This window comes from Paenibacillus sp. FSL R5-0914 (genome assembly GCF_038004525.1).
Lineage (GTDB): Bacteria > Bacillota > Bacilli > Paenibacillales > Paenibacillaceae > Paenibacillus_AQ.
On the sequence record NZ_JBBORH010000001.1, the window covers coordinates 1919523 to 1942423 of the forward strand.

The following is a 22901-nucleotide window of genomic DNA, read 5'->3' on the forward strand; positions in this document are numbered from 1 at the left end:
TTTAGTGAAAAAAGAAAGACAGGGCTTTGGACTATGGGTATTGGCTTGGCCTATATTTATAGAGGTGTTTCTTCAGACCCTGCTAGGTACGGTAGATACACTCATGGTCAGCCGTATTTCAGACGATGCAGTCGCCGTAGTCGGCATTTCCAATCAATTGTTCGGTGCGTTGACCACACTTTTTACCACCTTTGCGGGCGGTGCGGGGATCCTGATCGCGCAAAGAATGGGTTCAAAACGTTTCAGCGAAGCGCGTACGATTGCAATTATGGGCGTATCGGTTAGTCTCATTCTTGGTATTGTCGTGAGTATCATCCTGTTCTTCTATGCGGGTCCAATAGCGGGGATTCTAAATATATCGCCTGAGCTATTATCACTGTCCAATATCTATATCTCGTATGTCGGTGGCGGTCTGTTTTTGGTGGGGATGATTGCTTCCCTTGGAACAGCGATTCGTAATACAGGGAATACCAGAGGACCAATGTACACAGGGGTCATCATAAATGTCATTCACATTATTCTGAACTATACTTTTATATTCGGGATGTTCGGTCTGCCACAGCTAGGGCTTGCGGGAATCGCAATCTCAAGTATTATCAGTAGACTGGTCGGTGTGATCATGCTGTATACCATGTTTAGAGGTTCCTTCGAGATTAAGATTAGACTTAGGGACTTCCGTATATTCAACGGCAAGCTATTCAAGGAAATTATAAGGATTGCTTGGCCTCTAGGGATTAATTCTTCCTGCTGGGTGTTCTCTCAGTTGATTGTCTATTCCTTTCTAGCCGCACTGGGCGCAGAAGCGTTAGCCGCAAGGACTTATCTCAATACCTTAGAGTCCTTTTGCTTCACGTTAGGGTATGCAATCGCGCTGGCTGGACAGATACAGATCGCGCATTTGTTCGGGGCAGGGAAGCTGAAAGAGGCTTATCGTAGTGCATATCGCACGCTGTATATCGGCTTGGCTATTGTATCAGCGAACATGTTACTGCTATTTCTTTTCGGCAGGAATCTACTAGGTTATTTCACTTCCGACCCGCGGATTATTGCGATTGGGATTTCCTTACTGGCCCTAAATCTCCTACTGCAACCTTGCAAAATGTTGAATATGGGCATGGGTAATGCGCTGAACGCCATCGGCGATACCCGTTATACGATGTATACTTCCATCGTGTCTATGTCCATTATTGGAGTTGGATGTTCTTACTGGTTTGGAATCAGCTTAGGCTGGGGGCTCACAGGGATCTACTGCTGTATGATTGCTGATGAATTTGTGCGGGGGATGCTTGTTCTAATGCGCTGGAGAGGGAGGAAAGTTATCCGTCAGGCGGATATCGGTTTGAGTGAAGGGAATGCCTCACTACATGGAGCCGGGAAAAGAAGTACTTCGTTAACTATATGAGCGGGACTCTATAAGCCGACCATGGTAGGCAATGGAGTGCTTTCGGACTGGAGAGGCGCTATTCCTCGGAAAATTGCCCATAATGATGTCTTTTTGCACCAATAGCAATAGTGTCTCTGGGGTCCGATAGTTGCCCAAAAGAGCCGTTTTTTCGGAAATAGCGACTCTGGAGTCTAATAGAAAGTTTGAGAACTGCAAGTAACATCGAGCGACAACAAACATCAAGCATTCCAAACACCACTGAGCACCCTAAGTGCGCCAAGCACCAATCCCCATCTGCTGCGCAATCGCCCACCGAGCTGTGGGTGTTGGGTGACGTTTTTGGAGAGAGGCTACCCATGAGTAAATAATTACTTAAGGGTTAGCCTCTTTTTTGTGCGAGTATAAAATTTAAGTTTGATGGTTCTGAAATTTGATTATTCATTCATATAGAATTTGATTCTATGATATAAATGAGTTAGCCTTTAGAGCATAGGTACCTGTTTTATGAATACATACTACTGAAGGGTTTGAGGAAAATGCCGTTAAAATGGAGAGGCTTGACGATCCTAACACTGCTCTTAATGATGATACTAATATCGGGATGTTCTAATGGTACCGTTCACGTCACGGTGAATAAGAATCAAAGCGTAGATTTAGCAATGAATGTGAAATTGGATTCCCGAACAGAAGCATTGATCAGCGATAAAATGGAGAAGAGTCTGACAGATAAATTGAAGGAGGAAGGGATTCAGCTAGAAAAACGACAAGAAGGTAAGTCTACAGTCTATGAAATCCAGAAAAATTACGCTTCATTTGAGGATATAGGTTCAACCTCTATGGGGCTGGATATTGTGGATCTACAGCTCGTTACTAAAAAGAATTTGTTATTTACTAAGTATGATGTTGAAGCGCAGCCTCAATTTAATAGCTATGTGGATACTATTATGGATAACATGGGGACATTGAGTTTATCAAAGCCGATTATTCGGGCGGTGTTGAAAAACTTTGCATTTGATTTTAAACTAACGTTGCCAATAGATCTGATTGGTGATAATAATGCAGCTGTTGATGAAGGCAGAACACTTACCTGGAATGTTACGCTGGGGGATACGGAGCCGATCAAAATGCAACTTTATGTGCCGAATGTATGGAATATAGTGATCGTGTTAATCATCCTAGTGGTGGTGATCATTGCTGCGATTCTATTTTTCGTCAGAAAAAGAAAACACCGTAAAGTAAATCGTGCTTAAGTAGTTCGAGATATGTATTGATAGTGCCGGGAAGCCATGCTGCTTTACCGGCTTTCTTTACTTTATAGCAGGTGTAGAGTTATAATTAGTACCAAGTGCTAATATCAGATACTAAATGAAGAGGTGATTGGAATGACAGGTGCAAAAATTACAGCTATCGGAACTTATGTCCCGGAAAAAAGACTGACGAATGCCGATCTTGAGCAGATGGTGGATACTGATAATGAGTGGATTGTGGGGCGGACTGGAATTCGTGAACGCAGAATTAGTCGGCAGGATGAATACACAAGCGATTTATGTGTATCGGCAGTACAGGATCTAATGAAACGTTATGGAAAAAACGTTGAGGATGTGGATATGGTCCTTGTAGCTACTAGTACACCTGATTTTTCCTTTCCCTCAGTAGCTTCTTTGATTCAAGACCGCTTAAATATTCCGCAGACTGCAGGAGCTATAGATTTGAGCGCAGCCTGTGCGGGTTTTGTATATGCACTTCATACAGCTCATAGCTATGTTGCTTCAGGGATGCACCGTAAGGTTCTAGTGATTGGTGCGGATACGATCTCCAAGATTACAGATTATACTGATCGCAGTACATGTATCCTTTTTGGTGATGGGGCCGGTGCAGTGCTTGTGGAGAGTGATAAGCAATCGACGGGATTTTTAGGCTTTCAGCTAGCTAGTGATGGCAGCGGCGCGCATCATGTGTATCGCACGGGTCTAGCCCATACGGTGAATAATATTGAACTGGTAGATACACAGATGCTCGTACAGAACGGACGCGAGGTATTTCGTTGGGCGGTCAGAACCGTTCCTCTTGGTGTACAGCAGCTGCTTGAAAAAGCAGAAGTGGGTCTGGAGCAAGTCGATTGGTTTATTCCACACAGCGCAAATATGAGAATGATTGAGCCGATTTGCGAGCGTATGAACTATCCGATGGAGCAAGTGCTGCATAGTCTTGTGAATTTTGGCAATACTTCTGCCGCAACAATTCCCTTAGCTCTTGATTTGGGCATTCGTGAAGGCAAAGTAAAGAACGGGCACAAGATTCTGATGTATGGCTTTGGTGCGGGGCTGACGCAGGCCGGTCAACTGGTAGAGCTGAACTTGGATGAGCAAGTAGGGGAGCCAACTTTATTGTGAGTTGTTCAGGTAAACATAAATAATAAAACTTTGTTAAAGCAACGACCGTTTCTCGGTATTTTTTCGAGGAACGGTCGTTTTTGTTTCATTACTAAAAGTATTCTTGGGCATATATTATGCATGTATTAGGCTACTGTTGTGATCATATTCGGCTAATGATATGCAGATGTTATTCGTTTATTAGGCATCTTTTGGGATTGAGTTAGGCGTTTTGACCCATATCACAGCCTTTGGATGCATCTTTTGAAGTTTACAGATATTTAATGCTAGGCAAATAATCCATACCTACAATAAACACAGCAGACCCCAGTCTACCAAAAAAATAGTATGGGATGTACTTTGAATAGGATGAAGAAAGGAGGAGTTATCGAATATATCCGAGATAAGGGTAGTTAGCTCTTTTGTCGATGGAGAGTTCTCATGGGATTCAAAACTATAAAATAATGCTTGGGAGAGATGATTTTGTTCAGAAAAGGTAGGAAATTTGTTGCATTATTACTGGCACTCACAGTGATTGGTTCTACGATGCCGAATATCACCCCTGTGTTTGCAGCTGAAGAATCTGAGATTCTATCTGTAGATCAACCAACGACTTCTGTACCCACCGGCCGATATGAAGAAGCGCAGACGATCCACCTCACAACTGCAACGCAGAATGCTGACATTTACTATACACTCGACGGCACGCTTCCGGATGTTCATAGTTTGAAATATAACGGGCCGATCTCGATCTCCAAAACAACGAATTTGTCAGCCATTGCGATCAAAAATGGTGTGGCAAGTAAAGGAGTAACCTTCTCTTATATCATCAAGACCAAAGAAAAGCCATTACTCCAGTTTGTAGCGATGTCAGACGTACATGTGGGCTCGCATGCTTCAGCAGATGCACGTTATACCCAATTCTTTGATACGATAGGGTCGATTTTCCCGAACCCGGATGCGATACTCGTCGTTGGCGATATGATTAATGATAATGGGAACGACAAGCCTAATGACCATGTGATGGTTCGGGAAATTTTTGAGCAAAATTTAGCTAGAAAGCAGTGGAATAACACCCAGATCCGAATGGCTATAGGTAACCACGATTCCACCGTTGCTAAAGTCAACGAACATTATCCCACGGACTGGTTCACAAGCCAGCCGAATGGCTATTATGAATCTGAAATCGGTGGCTATCATTTCTTATTTTTAAACGGGAACAACTACAACTCAGATACAGGTCAGCGTAATTGGCTAAAGGGTAGACTTGCAGAGCTTACAGCTGAGCCGAAGAATCAGAATACCCCCATCTTCGTGAATGTGCACCAACCTATATCGAATACGGTAATGGATGGGCAACAGGCATCGAATCCTAATCTTTATACGGATCTCAAAGACTATCCTCAAGTGATTACCTTCTCCGGACATTCCCATCTGAATATTAGTGATGATCGCTCCATTTACCAGAAGGATTTCACTTCAGTTAACCTTGGCTCCATGTCTTACATTGAATCCGATCGTGGTTACTCCCAAGTGACTAAGAAGGGACTTGAAGGACGTTTTGAATTTCCTGTCAGTCAGGCCGACTTCGTTGAGGTATATGCGGATCGGGTTGAAGTGGATCGGATTGCGTTTAACGCAGATCCTGGAGATATCTACACAGACGGTAAGTGGACGGCTGAGCCGCAGCCTCCATTCAACAGTGCGGGTACAGTTGCTGGAGATAAGTGGGTCATTCAGCTAAAAGGCTCGACGAATGAAGCTATTAAGAGCAATTTCAAGTACACGACGGCTAACCGTAATAAGGTTGCTCCTGTATTCAATAGTGAGCTCGACATAACGAATCAGGATACGGTACCTTTACTTTCCTTTAAGCAAGCGAAAGATGATCAATCTATGCATCATTATGAAATCAATGTCATCGATAAAAGGTCCGGAGTTAGCAGCAAATCTGTGAATGTATTCTCTGACTATTACTTTTCCCCGATTCCGAATGCAATGAATATTCCACTCGAAGGACTTGCGCCTCAAACTTCATACATTGTTCAAGTGACAGCTGTTGATGCCTACGGGAATCGCTCTGCAACTCTTGAGCAATCGTTCACAGCCGGCAATGAAGCACCTGAACTGACGCCAATTGATCCATCGACCATGTGGAAGGATCTAGTGGTCGATATGAAATTGGATGGAAACCTATCCGATGAAGCTAAAGACGTGACAGGGCTTGCAAGTCTAGCAGGCAATGTAACGTATGTCGATGGTAAATCCAATAAAGCTGCGCTCATTGCAGCGGGCAATAGTAATTATATTGATTTGGGCAAGCGTGATGATTTGAAATTCGGAGCAGGAAGCTTCACCGTGTCTTTCTGGCACAAAGGCAATCTTTCCGGGGATCAGACTCTCCTCTCCAATAAAAACTGGAATAGTGGCGGTAACCTAGGCTGGTATATTGGACCTGCCTCCACCAATGGTATGACCTTAAATATCAGTGATGGAACGAAAAGAGCGGATATTACAGCATCAAGTGTAGGAACGGAGTGGCATCTCTTTACCATTACAGCGGACAGAACAAACAACTTAGCAAAAGTTTATGTAGATGGGACGGAGAAAGCATCGGGGAGTATTGCCTCGCTTGGTACTCAAAGTGTAGATACAACCTTTAACACGCTGATTGGTGTGGATGGCAACAAAGGAAATGGCGGAGCAACGATTACCATAGATGATCTGAGAATCTGGAAGAGATCGCTCACAGCTACGGAAAACAAAGCATTGTCGGATTCCTATAAGGGTGTTCAGCTCTTTACCTTTGAACAGCTCACCACATTAATTCATGACGCTGCATCCTTCCAAAAGAACAGCGATAAAGTCAGTGGTGTATCTTACCCGAAAGACCAGCTGGACGAGCTTGCGAACCAACTTCAGAAAGCCAGACAACTGACGGCAAGTAATAGCGAAACCGAAATTGACCTTGCTTATGTCGAGCTTCAGTGGGTCTATAAAAAAATACAACAGGCAGCAATATATTCCTTTATTCCTAAGAACGCATTCACTATCAACTCCTTTAGTTCTTATGCGGACAATGAAAATGCCAATGCTGCGAACATCCTAGATAACGATACCGCTACGATTTGGCATTCCAAATGGCAGGAGCCTGCAGCCTCATTTCCACATTGGGTGATTATCGACATGAAGGGTAGTAAGAACTTAACTGGTATTGGGCGCACTAGCCGCTTAAGTCAGACGGCTCTGGAATTTCCAAAGGATTTTGAACTCTACGCCTCGGATCAATTATCGGATTTGACCGATCCGGCGTACTTGAGCAATCCGGCGAATAAAGCGATCGGCACATTCCAGAAAACCTGGAAAGGCACGAGCTATCAAGACTTCAATATTTTGGATAAAGCGATACAAGGTAGATATGTGAAATTTGTTGTCACGAGCACCTATAACCCAACCGCTTTATTCACCAGTATGAGTGAAATCGATTTTACTGGTAGCTCAGTGCTCTCTGCGGATACACTTCTACAGATGTCCTTCGAGAATAATTTGGAGGATCAATCTGTAAATGCTATACCGGCAACACCGGTTAAAGATCCACAGTTCGTGAAAGGTCGCGTCGGACAAGCCTTGAGTATCGATTCCAAGAGCTCAGCGCTGCAATATGTTGATCTTGGCAAGCCAACAAGTCTGCAATTCGGTAAGGACAAGAACTTCTCGTTCGCATTTTGGGTTAAATCGCCTTCTGTCTCAGGAGACCCTGCGATTCTATCCAACAAAAATTGGGATTCCGGTGCAAATGCAGGTTATGCCTTAGCGCTGAAGGGAAGTGCACTCCAATGGAACTTTAATACATCCGGCGAATCGCGTGCAGATGCCCAAATTCCAAATGTTGTAGATGGCACCTGGCATCATATCGCCATATCGCATGATCGTGTTTCAGGGCGAGTTGATTTTTATAAAGATGGTGTTCCTGTAAATGTGACCAAAGTTAATGGCACGAACTATCAGGGTATAGCAAGCACCATGACCATTGCAGGTCGAACGGGTACGCTGGATACAGGATTGTCAACCATGATCGGAAATGATGGTACAGGCAATTACAGCAATGCGCTGCAAGTACAGCTTGATGAGCTTCATATGTATGGAAGAACATTAACCGCGCAGGAAGTTTCTGATATGTATAACAGTGCTCCGCCGCTTGCTTCCATTGAGGATTTTTCAGGTTCATTAAATCTGATCGGAGCTAAGCACACGGTTCAAGGTACGCAATTCCGATATAATCTAGATTTGCGTACACCTGATATGACGACTAAAGTGGACAAAGCTGTCGTTGAGATAGCTTATGATCCAGAACATTTCGAATTTGTCAGCGCATCTCGCGCAACCAAGACAGACGCCTCGACCCCTGGTATCGTTAGACTAGAACTTCCAGGAGGTAATGTCTATAACATCGAGAATCCGCTGGAGTATGCAAAGTCCAGAATCTCGGAGCTCAAATTCAATACGCTTGGTGCTTCCGGCCAAGGCATCATTGAAGTTAAGCATGCGGATTTCTATACTGGATCAACAAAACTAACGATTAAGGCATTTGATTCGGCGCCTGCCGTTATTCAGATCCATGCTAAAGCTTCCGAAGATCTTAATGCAGATGGTTATGTTACGATAGGTGACCTTGCACTTGCGAAAGGCATTTCGGATGAAGAGCTGGCAGATATGGCAGCCCAAGCCCAATACCAGCCCTATAAACGTGTAGTTGTCATCGGGATTGATGGTGGGGGTGTAGCGGTCTCCAAGGATGCGCCTTATTGGGAGACGCCTAGCTCCAAGAAAGAAAAGGTAGGTGATCGCCTGCAAATTCCAGCCATTCGGAACATTATCGAGCATGGAGCTATTAGCTATACGGCTAAAACTACTTTACCTTCCAGCTCATCTCCAAACTGGGGTTCGATGATTAATGGTGTTGGTTATGAAAAGCATGGTCTATATAATGACGATACCGCAGCCTACACATACAGTGAATCATGGGACTACCCAACGGTATTCAAAAAAATTAGGGAGGCATTGCCTGCTACTAAACAAACGGTATTCTCCACCTGGAGCAACATCGTTCAGGGGCATATTGAACCTTCTGTTGGTGTCGAAGGTTATTCCCTAGGAGATGAAGCTGATGTAGCGGCGTTCACGCAATACGCTGCTAGCGGCAAAGCGAAAGATACCTCGTTAATTTTCTTCCAATTGGATGATATGGATGGGGCGGGCCATGGTGATGGATTCTATACGAAGTCGTATTATGAGCAAATAAAGAAGACGGATAAGAACATCCAGACCATCTATGATGCTTTAAAGAACAATCATTTGTTGGAAGACACGCTCATCCTCATGCTGCCTGACCATGGTGGGGGTAAAGAGAATGCAGACGGAACTTTGGGCATGGCAACAAGTCATGGGCAAGATGAGCCCCTTGCCACCACAATCTTCTTCGCGGCGAATGGTAGAACAGTAGCCACCGAAGACGGGAAGGAAAAATTATTGCAAGGTGGGAATACAAGAGACTTGGCTGCAATAGTTCTAACTGCACTTGGCCTGAACCCATCCATTGGAGATTCTCATGTCATTGACGGTATGTTCATACCTCAAACCGAACAGAAACAATCGGGTGCTGCGGACTTGCGATTCACAAAATTAGTTGATGCTGCTACACAAAAGGTTAACGGTTATGAAGTATCAATCAACAATGCGACTTCAGATGTGACAGCCATCGATTTGAATGTAGACTCCAGCAGTCTCATCTTCTCATCGATTGAACCGGCTCAACCTGGCGTTAAGATTGTGCGCAAAGAGACGGTTAATGGAATGACAAGAATCATTCTAACCTCAACGAATGGCATTCAAGCAGATGCTCCGATTCTTAAGCTACGAGTATCACCACAAGAAAAGGCTACTGCTGTACAAATTACGCAAGCGATGATTGCAGATGCGAAAGGGCATGAAACGATGCCGAATTTGACCACTGCAACTAAAGAAGTACAGATCTCTCAGGCAACACTAGTAGATCTTCAGGTAAACGGTCAATCGTTGATCGGCTTCACACCGGATCAAATGAACTATGCGATTCGTGTACCGAATAATGTTTCGGTCGCAGAGGTCACTTATAAGGTAGCAGATCCTTTACTAAGCGTTCATGTCATAGGTGGTAAATCTCTGCAAGTAGGCGAGAATCTGGTGGAAGTGCATGTCCAAGCTCCAGACGGCAGCTCGAATGTGTATACCATTATCGTCATCCGTGAGTCAGAATCCTTACCTAACCAAATTCTGCTGTCCGATCTACGAATGAATGGGGAAACTCTACCAGCTTTTGCACCTAGTACGTTGAACTATAACGTAACGGTTTCCTATAGTACGTCGGTAACGGATATTACTTATACGGCATACGATCCGACTAGCGTAGTTAAGATTACGGGTAGTGGAGCCCTTGAGGTTGGTAGGAACGTCGTGAAGGTTACCGTGACAGCTCAAGACGGATTACAAAATATTTATACGATCATCATTACGCGTCAGCCTGAAGCGGAGTCTTCAAGCAATGCAGATCTGGTAGATCTTCGCGTTAATGGAACTACGATTCGTGGATTTGCCTCTGGGCAATACAACTACGAACTGACTGTACCTTACTCGACAACCGTTACGCGAGTAACCTATACAGCAGCGGATCCTATGGCTACTGTATCGATAACAGGCAGTGGAGATTTACATGTCGGCACTAATATGATCACCGTAACTGTGACAGCTCAAGATGGAACCAAACAGATTTACACTATTGCTGTTATGCGCGAAAATGATACCTCGACAACACCACCAACGGGTGGGGGGAACCCAGGATCAAGCGTTACGCCGCCAGAGGTGGTGAAGCCGGAGCTGCCTGCAGGGGCGGTTGTTATCCCAGATGAACTCTTAACGAAGAGTGCTGAAGGAAACATCATCTTGCAGCTTCAAGCGGATAAGAATCAAGTTATGATTCCGATCGATCAACTCGAGCAGATCGGCAATAGGGATCTAGAGATTCAAGTGAATGGGGTTCGTGCCATTGTATCCTCCAAAGTATTGAACGAGCTTCGTAAGCTTCTGCCATCAACTGCGAAGACAGCAACAATACTTTTGAAGATGGAAGCCATTCAATCGAATCAACTTACAATAACTACACCGTATTCACGGGTTAGTGACATCATGGACTTCTCATTAATCATGTCAGATGAGTCTGGTAATAAATATTCACTGAAGCAATTCCCAGTACCCGTGAAGATAACACTACCGATTCTAAATGGAACCAATCCAGCTCTAGCGGGTATTTATCGTATTGAGGAAAATGGCAGCTTTACCTATCTAGGGGGGACGATGAATCCGTCCAAAACCAGTCTTACCGTAGATTTGAATCATTTTAGCCAATACGTTGTTCTTTCGTTCCAAAACAGCTATCGAGATGTACCTGAAAGTCACTGGGCATACAAGACTATTCAGGAACTATCTGCTAAACAAATTGTGAAGGGACAATCTGACTCTATGTTTAACCCATCGGGTTCCATCACAAGAGCAGAATATGCAGCTCTCCTCAGCAGAGCGCTTTCCTTAACTGCGAGTCGTCCGACTTCATTCCAAGATGTAGTCGCTGGATCGTGGTACGAAGAGGCGGTCAATGCAACCTTTGAAGCAGGTATTATTCAAGGCGTATCCGAGGATCGTTTTAACCCGAATCAACAGATTACCCGCGAGGAAATGGCAGCTATGCTGGTAAGAGCCTATGCATATCGTACGGGCGTTAAGCCGGAAGCAAGCTCATTCCATGCGACTAATGACAGCTCTAAAGTTAGTTCTTGGGCAGTAACCTATGTACAAGGTGCGCTAGAAGCTAAGCTTCTGACGGGTCATCAGGATGGTAACTTCCTTCCGCAATCGATGACAACCCGTGCCGAGGCAGCTCAGAGTATTTCAAATCTACTTGCGAAATTCTAAAATGAAATTGTAAGTTCCCTACATGAAAAATCCCCTCAAGTTAGACAATGCCTTAGACATCTTATCGAGGTCTGAGACGTTGTAAACTTTGAGGGGATTTATTCATGTTATACCTTAGAATTTCAATTGGCTTCCGCAGGACTCGCGCACAACAAGCACTGGCTCCACAACAAATGAACCGCCACCTGACTGATTGTTAATCAAGTCATAGAGCATATGGGCAGCGAGGATACCAAGTCGTTGTTTGTTCTGACGGATGGTAGACAGTCTTGGTGTAGTATATTTGCAGGCTTCGATGTCATCACAGCCGATGATGGCGATATCCTCAGGGACCCGGAGGTCATGTTCTTTTAATGCACGGATGGCTCCTAAAGCCAGCAAATCAGAGGCAGCAAAAATGGCCTTTGGTAAACTGCCGCTTTGAATTAATTGTTGCATAGCCGTATACCCGCTGGACTCAAAGAAATCGTCGCCATGTACAAACCAACGCCGGTTCAAAGGGAGACCGAAACTTTCGATAGCTTTGGTATATCCTGCTTCCCGTAGATTGGATATTTCTGAATCCGCGGCACTTCCTATAAAACCAAGCTCCCTATAACCAAGAAGGTAAAAATGCTCTACGACCTTAGAGGATATTTGGAAGTTATCTGACATAACAAAGCCTGACTTTTTCCCTTTTAGTTCGAGATCTACCCCGATACAAGGGATACTGCTCATGTCCAGATCGTGGATCGTTGGCTCCATCTTCTGTCCAGATATAATGACACAGCCATCCACATTAAAATGAACAGCGCGCGCGAAGTAATCTCCGCTGCTAATAAATTTTTCGTTAGAAAAGAAGATGAGATCGTATCCCAGTACACCCATCTGTTTCTTGAAGGAGTTTAATACCTCAACGAAAAAAGGGTGCGTAAATTCTACATTAAGCTCACCCGCAAAAATCACACCGATCAGATTCGATTTTTTGGTTGCAAGTGTCTTGGCGGAGTTGGATGGTGAATATCCAGTTTGCTCGATGATCTCTAGGACTCTTTTCTTGGTCTTTTCCGAAACATCGCTGTAATTATTCATAATTTTCGAAACGGTCGAGACAGAAACGCCTGCCATTTCGGCAATCATTTTGATATTCATATGTTGTATAAGCCACCCTCCGCTTAATAGTTGGAATATGGGGGAAAGACTGTAGTAGAGCGGTTATTTATGAGTTTTTTTGAATGGAGTGAAGAGTAAAACAGTTATTTTAAGTCTATTCTTATTGCCGAAACAAGTCAAACGGATATTTTAATACTGAGATATATTCCGAAAAAAATAATGTAAAAAAATTCAAATTATATCTTTACAAATATGGAAATCTAAGCAACAATAACATTGTCGAAACCGATTTCGATTCTTCGCTTGAATTACGAATATTACGAAATTCGAGGAGTGATGTTTAGGATGAAGAGGAATTTCACGGCAGCAATAGCTGCTATGCTCCTTGTCACCGGGCTGCTATCACCGGTTGGGAGCATGAATGCTTCAGCGGCAGAGCCATTAAAGGGAAACTCACCTGATTCAGCGGCAACGAAAGTGGGAAATGAAACAATCGATGTATTGAAAGCGTTTACGGATGTATCTCCAAGCCATTGGGCTGCAGGTCCATTACAGCGTTGGAGCGCAAATGGGATTATAAGTGGATATGACGATGGGTCGTTTCGACCGGGTAAGGAAGTCACAAAGGCAGAGTTTGCGGCTATTATGAATCGTATATTTAATTATCAGGAGCAATCGGATAAGTTTCCAGCGGATGTGCTGGCTACAGACTGGTATAAGAGTGATATTGCCAAAGGGATTACAGCTGGATATTTAAGCAGTGATAAGAATAACAATATTTATCCTTCACATGCGCTTTCGCGTGCTGAGGCGGCACTATCCTTGGAGAAAGTGTTTCATTTCAATACGGACAAAAGTAGCACAGCAGCATTCACTGATTTGAACGGAGTCAGTGATGAAACTGCGAAAGCGATAGCAGCCCTATCGGGTGCTGGCTTTATTAAAGGTTATCCTGGAGGTTTGTTTAAGCCTGAGGGCGGAATTACACGTGCAGAGCTTGCTCAGCTTGCTGATCGAATGGTTTCGGGACTCATCTTAAAATCTGGAGAGACTTCGCTTGGAACAGTAAAGGGCAATGTAATCATTAATCATGCCGATGTGGTTCTTAAAGATACTGTCATCCAAGGCAATCTTTATTTAACGGAGGGGATTGCCGAAGGGAATGCGAAGCTTGAAGGTGTAAAGGTAACAGGGACTACGTTTGTACGAGGTGGCGGTGAGCAGAGTATTGGCTTACACAATACTTCTCTTGGGCCGCTTCAAGTAGCCAAACCTAACGGCAAGGTTCGAATTTATACCAGCGGTTCAACAGCTGTGGGTACTGTGCAGCTGCAGTCCGGAGCAATCTTGGAAGAGAGTGGCGATCTTACGGGAGCAGGCTTTGGGGATGTTGAGATGAACGTCGTTCCTCATATTATCTCACTTCGAGGGATATTTGCAGCGGTTCGCTCGGCAGACTCAGCAGTCAGCGGTTCTTTGCTAAGAATCTCAGGAACTGTTGCCAGTCTTACGGTGGGCAGCTCAACGCAATTGACTCTGGAGAACAATGCACAGGTGGCCGCGTTAATCCTGACTGCGAGCGCTGGAGGCACAGCGATTCAAGGCAGCGGAAGCGTAACATCAATAGATAACAAAGCGGATGGAGTAACGATTGGCGGCTCGCCATTAAAGAAAGGAAACACTAGTAAAACGACACTGCCAGTAGCAACTTCAGCCTCAAGCAGTTCTGGTAATGTTGGTCCAACACCAACCAACGATCCATGGACGCTGGTTTGGGGAGATGAATTCAATGAAGGGACCATTGATCCTACGAAATGGACCTATGACCTTGGAGATGGTTCGCAATTTAACAATCCAGGTTGGGGCAACAACGAGAAGCAATGGTATACAAGTGATGAGAAGAACGCAAAGATACAGGATGGTAATCTAGTGCTTACTGCTCGTAAAGAAGCAGTAAGTGGCAAGGAGTACACTTCTTCGCGACTTAAAACGAAAGGTCTGTTTAGTAAGAAATATGGGAAATTCGAGATTCGGGCTAAAGCGCCTACCGGAAAAGGGTACTGGCCAGCGATCTGGATGCTGCCGGAGAACTACGAGTACGGAAATTGGGCTTCCTCTGGTGAGCTTGATATTATGGAGGGATGGGGCAGCCGACCTAATACGGTAGCGGGCACCATCCATTACGGCGGCGAATGGCCTAACAATGTGTACTCTGGCAAAGAGTATGTATTCCCGGAAGGTTCTACGATTGAGCAATACCATACGTATTCTATTGAGTGGGAGCCGGGAGAAATTCGCTGGTATGTAGATGGCGAACTGTTTTTAACCAAAAATGACTGGTACAGCATCAGCAATGGGCAGCCTACGAATAATGCTTATCCAGCACCGTTCAATCAGGAGTTCCATCTGCTGTTAAATCTAGCTGTTGGCGGCAACTTCGATGGTGATCCAACACCAGAAACCGTGTTTCCAAAATCGATGCAGGTTGATTATGTCAGAGTCTATGAACTGACAGGCCGTGAGTATCGTGAGCCGGTGCCAGTAACGCTGGATAAGGAACCTTACTTGGAAGGCTCAAAGCTAGCACTTCCTGACGGCAACCTTGTCTATAACAACAACTTCACGGAGCAGGTTCCGGGAGATAATGGAATGGGTATACCGAATACTTCACACTGGGTTTTGTTTAAAGAACCAGGAGCTGATGCTACTGTCTCCACTGTACCGATTGGGGGACATAACTTCCTAAAGGTAAATATCAGTAATGCTGGAGGCAATGCGTATTCCGTTCAACCTCAAGCGATCGTATCTGTTGCTAAAGGTAGATTCTATAAGCTCAGCTTCGATGCGAAAACAGATGTATCACGTAATATTAGCGTTAAATTAACGGGGGGAGAATCACGTGGCTTTGCCGCTTATTCTCCGGCGCTTAAGGCAGAGCTGACTTCCGATCTGACTCATTACGAAACTATGTTTCAAATGAAGGATAACTCTGATATTGCAGCACGGATAGAGTTCAACATGGGAACTAACGCTTCTCCAGTTTGGTTAGGTAATGTCCGTCTGGAAGAGGTAGATAGTATTCCTTTTGATCATGACGGAATAAAGACACCGCTCGGTAGCGGTAATCATCTGTACAACGGCACTTTCGATCTTGGTGAGCCCAATCGGATGAGCTATTGGCACATAGAAACAGCCAATGGTGCAACGGCCGCCGCTAAAGTAGATGAAAAAGGCAAGCTGAATGTGAAAATTGGCGGCAGCGAAAGTGGCGAAGTTCGGTTGCTTCAGAAGGGAATTCAGCTCATACAGGGCCAAGATTATGAGCTTACCTTTAATGCTGCAATATCCTCTGCACGTACAGCCACAGTTCAACTTCTTGGAAAAGACGGCAGCGTACATGCACAGCAATCGGTTAACTTAGCCCAAGGTGAACAAGAAATAAAAGCCAGCTTCACCAACCTTACAGGTACAACAGATCATGAGGGACAATTCATATTACTTCTGAATGGTGCTGTGGATACAATCATCTTGGATAACTTCAAGTTGCTCCGTACGAGCTTTTATTATGATCCATCACTTGTCTACTACCCGCTGGTAAATGGTGAATTCAACGCTGAATTTTATGCCTGGGATCGTCTACTGACGGAGCAAGGCGGTCAGAGCAGTGCCACCGCTACAGAGGGTACAGCGAAGTTTAACATTACGAATACGGGAAGTCAGCCATATTCCGTGATGTTGTTTCAAAATAACTTGAAAGCTGCAAGCGGAATAGATTATGTGCTGGAGTTTGATGCCAGTTCAACCATAGCCCGAAAAATCGGTGTGAATGTTGAAAATGCGTCTTATCAGGCTTCGTTTACAAAAATTGTAGAGCTCACACCAGCAACGAATCATTACACATTCGAATTCCGTCAAGGCAGTAAGGACACATTGTCACTTAAATTCCTGCTTGGAAAGGTTGAGGGAATTAGTATTCCTCAAAGCCATGATATTATCATTGATAACGTGAAATTTGAAATCAAAAATGCACCGGCCAAACCGCAGGAATTACTAAGCGATAGCAGCAATAACAGAGTTTCGCAGCCGATTGAGCTAACCTTCATAGACCATGAGGATTGGAGAAAGAAAATCATTGCAGTGAAGGTTAATGGTATAACACTTGAAACCGAACAGTACACCATTCAGCCTGGAAAAATCACAATCGATGCGGCAGTATTTCCATCCGAGGGCAGCTATACAATCACTGTAGAAGTTGACCACTACGCAAATGTATATGTGCTTCAGACGATACTTGCTAACGATAACAATCTAGTCATAAATGGCTCGTTCGGCAGTGGGAAGACGGGTTGGTCTACATGGTCTGGAGAAGGTGGTGTTTCTGCGTTTGATGTGAAGGATGGCGTGGCAGAAATCTTGATTACGTCGGCAGGATGGGAGGCGTGGCATACACAATTCTACCAAGAGGGTATCCCACTGGAAGGCGGAAAAACGTATGAGGTGAGCTTTAAGGCGAAATCAACGGTTCCGCGGCAGATCATCCTAGAATACTCCAATACTTCTGCAGCTTCCGCTCAAGCTAAGTTTGATATTACTGCCGATTGGGCAACGTATGGCGCACAATTTATGGTGTCCAACAGCAATCCGCTGAAGCTGAATTATCTGATCGGCAAATCGCTGGGCACTGATCCTACGGCTAACAGTACGCCACATACGATTTCTTTTGACGATATTGTGGTCCGGGAGGTACAAGGTGGTCCGCCTGTGAACCCACCAAGCGGTACGCTGGATAATGGAACCTTTGATGTGGATTCCAAGGGGTGGAGCCAGTATTTTGATGGAATTGGATCTGCTGCTGTAAAAGATGGGGAATTTGCGATAGACCTGACGGGCACAGGGCAAGCTGCCTACAGCGCACAAGTGGATTACGAAAACCTGAAGCTTGTTCAGGGAAAGAAGTACACCTTGAAGTTTAAGGCCCGTTCTACGGTAAACCGTAATATTCAGGTAGCTGTGGAGCATAAAGGCGGGGACTACACCAAATATTTAGAAGCTGAGCTTATAGCTTTGACCCAGAATATGAAAGAATTCAGCTACACATTTACCATGAACGGTGCGACAGACGCAGGGGCTCATTTGGTATTTTTAGTAGGGCTTATTGATGGGAACAGTACGGAAACGAATAATGAAATTAGTGCGGGAAGCACGATTTATTTGGATGATGTAAGCTTAATCGAAAGTTAAACGAAAAAACGGCAGTGGTTTCCTTTTTCCAGGAGCACTGTCGTTTTTTTGTTTTGGAATTAAGATTCTTCTTTAGGGATAAATTCGAAGATCTTACCATTCTCAAAGGATTCTATTAATTTTAGCAACCAGCGGTAGTAATTAATGGATTCGGTAATCTTCTCTTCATCTGTATTTAAGAGCTGCATAAGTTTACTATCGTCACTATACTCTTTTTTCATATCGTTAATTTCTGCAAGTGATTTCGCTAGTGAGATCATATTTCCTTCGACGGCTTTTCTCCATTTAATAGAGAAGTAATCACTGAAGTTCTGATGCCAGTCAGGCACAGTGGTAAACAGGTCTTTGCGAGTCCCTCTCCCCCAAACTTTATCGATCATTTTCAGATCTAGGAGGGTACGGACTCCCGTACTCATGGACGTTTTGCTCATTCCCATTGTTTTGCTAAGCTCGTCCAGTGTCACTGGACCTTGATTGAAATACATATAACCGTATAAATGCCCAATGGATAAAGTGATGCCGTATAGGTCCATATTTTTACCGATAGAGTCTATCACGCGTTCACGGGCCTTACTAATCTTCTCTATTTGTTCGGGTGTTAACCCTTCTAAATCGTTCATGATGTCCCTCCTGAGGAATAGGTCGATAGACTGCTGCAACCTTATACAATGTATTGTAATCAAATCCCCCTCCATAAGTAAAGAAATCATGAATAAAGGAATTTGGTGTAAAACAGAGTATTCTATACATAAAGTACGTAAAGTTAAAACTGTACACTAAATTTTATCCGTATATGGTGTTTGCATGAATTTTCAATAGTCCGGTACACTACTATAAGTGAACTAAACCCGGATATATTTTCGGGAGAAGGAGGACGGCATGGCTATTATAGAGGTGAAAAAGCTAACCAAAGTATTCGGTCATGATGCGGGAAAGGCGATTCCATTATTAGAGCAAGGGTGGTCGAAGGAAAAGATCGCTCAGGAATTAAAGTTGACGGTCGGAGTCAACAAAGCCGAATTCAGCATTGAAGAAGGAGAAATATTCGTCATTATGGGATTGTCCGGCAGCGGTAAGTCAACGTTGGTTCGTTTGTTGAACCGTTTGATTGAGCCTACAGGGGGACAAGTCCTTTTTAAAGGAAAAGACGTCGTGAAAATGAACCCGGAGGAGCTTCGGCAATTTCGGCGCAAGAACATCGGCATGGTGTTTCAGAAGTTCGCATTGTTTCCACACCGGACGGTATTGGAGAATGCGGAATACGGACTTGAGGTTCAGGGCGTAGATAAAAAGAAGAGAACTGAACGGGCCATGGAGGCATTGCATCTAGTGGGATTAAAGGGCTGGGAGAATCATCGCCCGGATCAACTCAGCGGAGGGATGCAGCAGCGTGTAGGACTAGCAAGAGGACTTGCTAATGACCCTGATATCCTGCTCATGGACGAAGCCTTTAGTGCACTGGATCCGCTGATCCGTAAAGACATGCAGCAGGAGCTGCTGGAATTGCAGTCCAGAGTGAAGAAGACGATTGTGTTCATCACTCATGATCTAGACGAAGCCCTGCGGATTGGTGATCGGATTGCGCTGATGAAAGACGGTGTTATCGTGCAGATTGGTACACCGGAAGAGATTCTCATTCAACCTGCCAATAAATATGTAGAGCGGTTCGTGGAGGATGTGGACTTGTCCAAGGTGCTAACAGCAGCTCATGTGATGCGACAACCGGAAACGGTTAGACCTGAGCGTGGACCTCGGGTAGCACTTCAATTAATGCGTGATAGCGGAATATTCAGCTTGTATGTGGTAGACAAAGAAAACAAGCTCTTGGGTGTTATTACAGCTGAGGACGCAGCGCAGGCACTAAAGGATAATAAATCCATCCTAGAGGTTACACGGCGGGAGATCCCTCGTGTATATCCAGAAACGCTGCTCAATGATTTCTTTGAACTAATATCTGAGACACATTTGCCTGTAGCCGTCGTAGATGAAGCGGATAAATTAAAGGGCATTGTGATTAAGGGAGCCGTTCTTTCCGCACTCGCGGGTAACGCGGTACCGGAAGGAGAAGGATCTTAATGGACATTCCAAAACTGCCTTTAGGAAAGGCCCTCGAGTGGTTGGAAAACTGGCTAACTACGTATTGTGGCCCCTTGTTTGACTTTATCGCTACAATAATCGGTGGAATGGTTTCTGCAATTGAAGGTGCGCTGACCTTCCTGCCTGCATTAGTGCTTATCGTACTTATTGCAGCTTTGTCTTATTGGATTGGGAAATGGCGCATGGCTTTATTTGCGGTAATCGGACTGCTCTTAATCGATAATCTCGGATTATGGGGACCTTCGATGCAATCTTTAGCCCTTGTTCTAACCGCCTCGATATTGGCTGTAGTAATCGGCGTACCGATTGGTATTTTGTGTGCGCAGAGAAATGCGGTTAGAAATACAGTTACGCCTATTTTGGACTTTATGCAGACGATGCCGGCATTTGTGTATTTATTGCCAGCGGTATCTTTTTTCTCACTTGGGGTTGTTCCAGGTGTAATTGCATCGATCATCTTTGCGATTCCACCGACAATTCGTTTGACCAATCTCGGTATTCGTCAGGTTTCAGAGGAGTTAGTTGAAGCAGCCGATGCTTTCGGTTCAACACCAACTCAGAAGCTGGTTAAATTGCAGCTGCCGATCGCACTGCCAACGATTATGGCAGGCGTCAATCAGACGATTATGTTATCACTCTCGATGGTTGTCATCTCATCTATGATCGGTGCGCAAGGTGTAGGTGCCTATGTATACCGCGCGGTATCGCAGGCTAAGACAGGAGATGGGTTCGAGGCGGGGATTGCTATCGTTATTATAGCTATTCTACTCGACCGTTTAACGCAGAACGCACTAAAACCAAAACAGAGATAGGGGTTTTAAATAGATATGAAGAAAAAAAATATAGGTTTATTCCTGTTAGTGATTATGATGATTACTGTTATTGCCGGATGTTCATCCACTAGTAAAGAAAAAGTGAAATTGGCTTATGTGGCATGGGATTCCGAAATTGCGAGTACTTATGTTGTTAAAGAAGTACTTGAAACTAAGCTTGGAGCTACCGTTGAAATGCTGCAGGTAGATGCAGGCCCAATGTGGGCAGGGGTTGCTGATGGTAGTGCGGATGCTATGGTCGCAGCTTGGCTACCAAGCACGCATGCAGCTTATTTAGAGAAGTATGGTTCGAAAATCGAAGATTTAGGTGCTAATTTGAACGGAACTAAAGTTGGTTTAGCGGTTCCAGCGTACATGGATATTAATTCTATTGAAGACTTGAAGAACAGTGACCTGGCAGGTAAATTGAGCAATCGAATTATCGGAATTGAGCCTGGTGCTGGTATTATGACGACGACTGAAAAGGCTATTGCGGAATATGGTCTTAGTGAATATACGCTTCTAGAAAGTTCATCGGCAGCGATGGCTCAGGAGCTGCAAAAAGCCTATGACAACAACGAGCCTATCGTTGTAACGGGTTGGACACCACACTGGATGTTCGCCAATATGGACCTGAAATATCTGGAAGATCCAAAAGGTGTATATGGTGCGGATGAGCAAATCCATACGATGGTTCGTCAAGGTCTGAAAGAAGACATGCCGAATGTCTATAAGTTCTTGGATCAATTCGAGTGGACAGCAGAAGACATGGCGAAAGTAATGGTTGAGGTTCAAGGTGGGAAGTCACCAGAAGAAGCTGCTAAAACTTGGGTAGAAAACAACCCGGATAAAGTGAATGCGTGGATTCAAGGTGTAGAATTGTAAGTAGATAGAATTCTGTGGTATGATGTGAAGAATCAATGGATTACAAAAGTGTAACTTGTACGCTAACCACTGTTCTTTACAAATGCACTTCATAAGCAAAATCATTCAATAAAACACCCCGGAAGGGGTGTTTTTCTTGGGAATATAAGCAAAGTATTAAAAGGAATATCTATACTTTGCATATATTTTAATGCTCACACTTATGCTTTAGCGAAGTAAATCAGGAGGCAGCTGCTGCAAGGAGTCAAGAGAGGAGACTGCTTCATGACAGAGACCATAAATACCTGGATAGATTGGCTGCTGCAAATGCTTGGCCTTAGTGGACCCTCTATTTTATTTGTGACGATTCCATTGGCGCTGTTGCAGAGTATATTAGGATTTTTTCCGTTCGTAATTTTGATTGTCCTCCATGTTTCTGTATTTAACGTTATTGGAGGTATGATAATTAGTTGGCTGGCTTGTAATCTGGGTGGAATACTGATGTACTTCCTCATTCGACGATACCTTTACAATTGGTTTGATCGAAAATGGAGGTCTAAGCTGAAAAGGTATGACAAATGGCAGCGTTACTTGGACCGATATGGAATTTGGACGCTGGTACTTCTACGTACGATTCCCATTATTCCGAACAATGTAATCAATTTTATGTCCGCTGTTTCACCGATAAAAGCATCATCTTTTATTTGGGGAACCGTGCTTGGGAATCTGTCCTACATTTGGCTATTCGGTACGATCGGCTCAAGCTTAATCGTCCCTAGGGAAGAATGGAATGGATATATTACTTGGTATGCCGTGTTTATCGCTATTCTAATCGGTATCTTTATACGGCGGCACTGGGACCATCTACAGGAAGATAAACGGAGTAGAATGCACTAATATTATTTGATCATCAAATGAATGAAGAACGTTTCTTTGGCATTATCCGCCGGAGGGAACGTTCTTCTTTTTTGTCTTCTTTCCGAATACCTTAAACTAAGTGGAGGTGGCTTGACCTCTACGTAAGGTGGGAGGGAC

At 44.3% G+C, this 22901-nt stretch carries 11 protein-coding genes; 9 read left to right on the top strand and 2 right to left on the bottom strand.

Annotation, left to right across the window (positions count from 1 at the left end; translation table 11 throughout):
- Positions 1-4: 4 nt before the first annotated feature.
- The 4 genes from MKX60_RS08510 (at position 5) to MKX60_RS08525 (ending at position 11760) form a co-directional block, all read left to right on the top strand.
- Positions 5-1402 carry an MATE family efflux transporter gene (locus MKX60_RS08510; RefSeq protein ID WP_042191684.1) on the top strand — a complete coding sequence of 466 codons (1398 nt, stop codon included), beginning with the start codon at positions 5-7 and terminating at the stop codon, positions 1400-1402.
- A 518-nt stretch (positions 1403-1920) separates the two neighbouring features.
- Positions 1921-2634, top strand: coding sequence for a DUF3153 domain-containing protein (locus tag MKX60_RS08515; RefSeq protein ID WP_076300373.1), 714 nt, complete (start codon positions 1921-1923; stop codon positions 2632-2634).
- Positions 2635-2766: 132 nt separating this feature from the next.
- Complete coding sequence (locus tag MKX60_RS08520; RefSeq protein ID WP_149645032.1) at positions 2767-3777, top strand: ketoacyl-ACP synthase III; 1011 nt, start codon at positions 2767-2769, stop codon at positions 3775-3777.
- Between the two features lie 462 nt (positions 3778-4239).
- The gene (locus tag MKX60_RS08525; RefSeq protein WP_341059515.1) at positions 4240-11760 is read left to right on the top strand and encodes an S-layer homology domain-containing protein; all 7521 of its coding nucleotides are present in this window, start codon (positions 4240-4242) and stop codon (positions 11758-11760) included.
- Positions 11761-11874: 114 nt separating this feature from the next.
- On the opposite strand, the gene MKX60_RS08530 is transcribed toward MKX60_RS08525, so the two are convergent.
- A complete protein-coding gene (locus tag MKX60_RS08530) occupies positions 11875-12891 on the bottom strand; it encodes a LacI family DNA-binding transcriptional regulator (RefSeq protein WP_076285281.1) in 1017 nt (338 codons plus the stop codon).
- A 306-nt stretch (positions 12892-13197) separates the two neighbouring features.
- On the opposite strand from MKX60_RS08530, the gene MKX60_RS08535 reads away from it, so the two are divergent.
- A complete protein-coding gene (locus tag MKX60_RS08535; RefSeq protein ID WP_341059516.1) occupies positions 13198-18093 on the top strand; it encodes a carbohydrate binding domain-containing protein in 4896 nt (1631 codons plus the stop codon).
- Between the two features lie 59 nt (positions 18094-18152).
- Here MKX60_RS08535 and MKX60_RS08540 read toward each other — a convergent pair whose 3' ends face one another.
- Positions 18153-18713, bottom strand: coding sequence for a GbsR/MarR family transcriptional regulator (locus MKX60_RS08540; protein WP_042191677.1), 561 nt, complete (start codon positions 18711-18713; stop codon positions 18153-18155).
- Positions 18714-18972: 259 nt separating this feature from the next.
- Here MKX60_RS08540 and MKX60_RS08545 point away from each other — a divergent pair, with 259 nt between their 5' ends.
- From MKX60_RS08545 to MKX60_RS08560, 4 genes are all read left to right on the top strand, one after another.
- Positions 18973-20169: a quaternary amine ABC transporter ATP-binding protein gene (locus MKX60_RS08545; RefSeq protein WP_042191675.1), complete on the top strand. Its 1197-nt coding sequence runs from the start codon at positions 18973-18975 to the stop codon at positions 20167-20169.
- Positions 20169-21002 carry an ABC transporter permease gene (locus MKX60_RS08550; RefSeq protein ID WP_042191673.1) on the top strand — a complete coding sequence of 278 codons (834 nt, stop codon included), beginning with the start codon at positions 20169-20171 and terminating at the stop codon, positions 21000-21002. The genes MKX60_RS08545 and MKX60_RS08550 overlap by 1 nt, the downstream gene beginning before the upstream one ends.
- Positions 21003-21017: 15 nt before the next feature.
- Positions 21018-21887, top strand: coding sequence for a glycine betaine ABC transporter substrate-binding protein (locus tag MKX60_RS08555; RefSeq protein ID WP_076300369.1), 870 nt, complete (start codon positions 21018-21020; stop codon positions 21885-21887).
- A 264-nt stretch (positions 21888-22151) separates the two neighbouring features.
- Positions 22152-22763, top strand: coding sequence for a TVP38/TMEM64 family protein (locus MKX60_RS08560; RefSeq protein WP_341059517.1), 612 nt, complete (start codon positions 22152-22154; stop codon positions 22761-22763).
- The last annotated feature ends 138 nt before the right edge of the window (positions 22764-22901 follow it).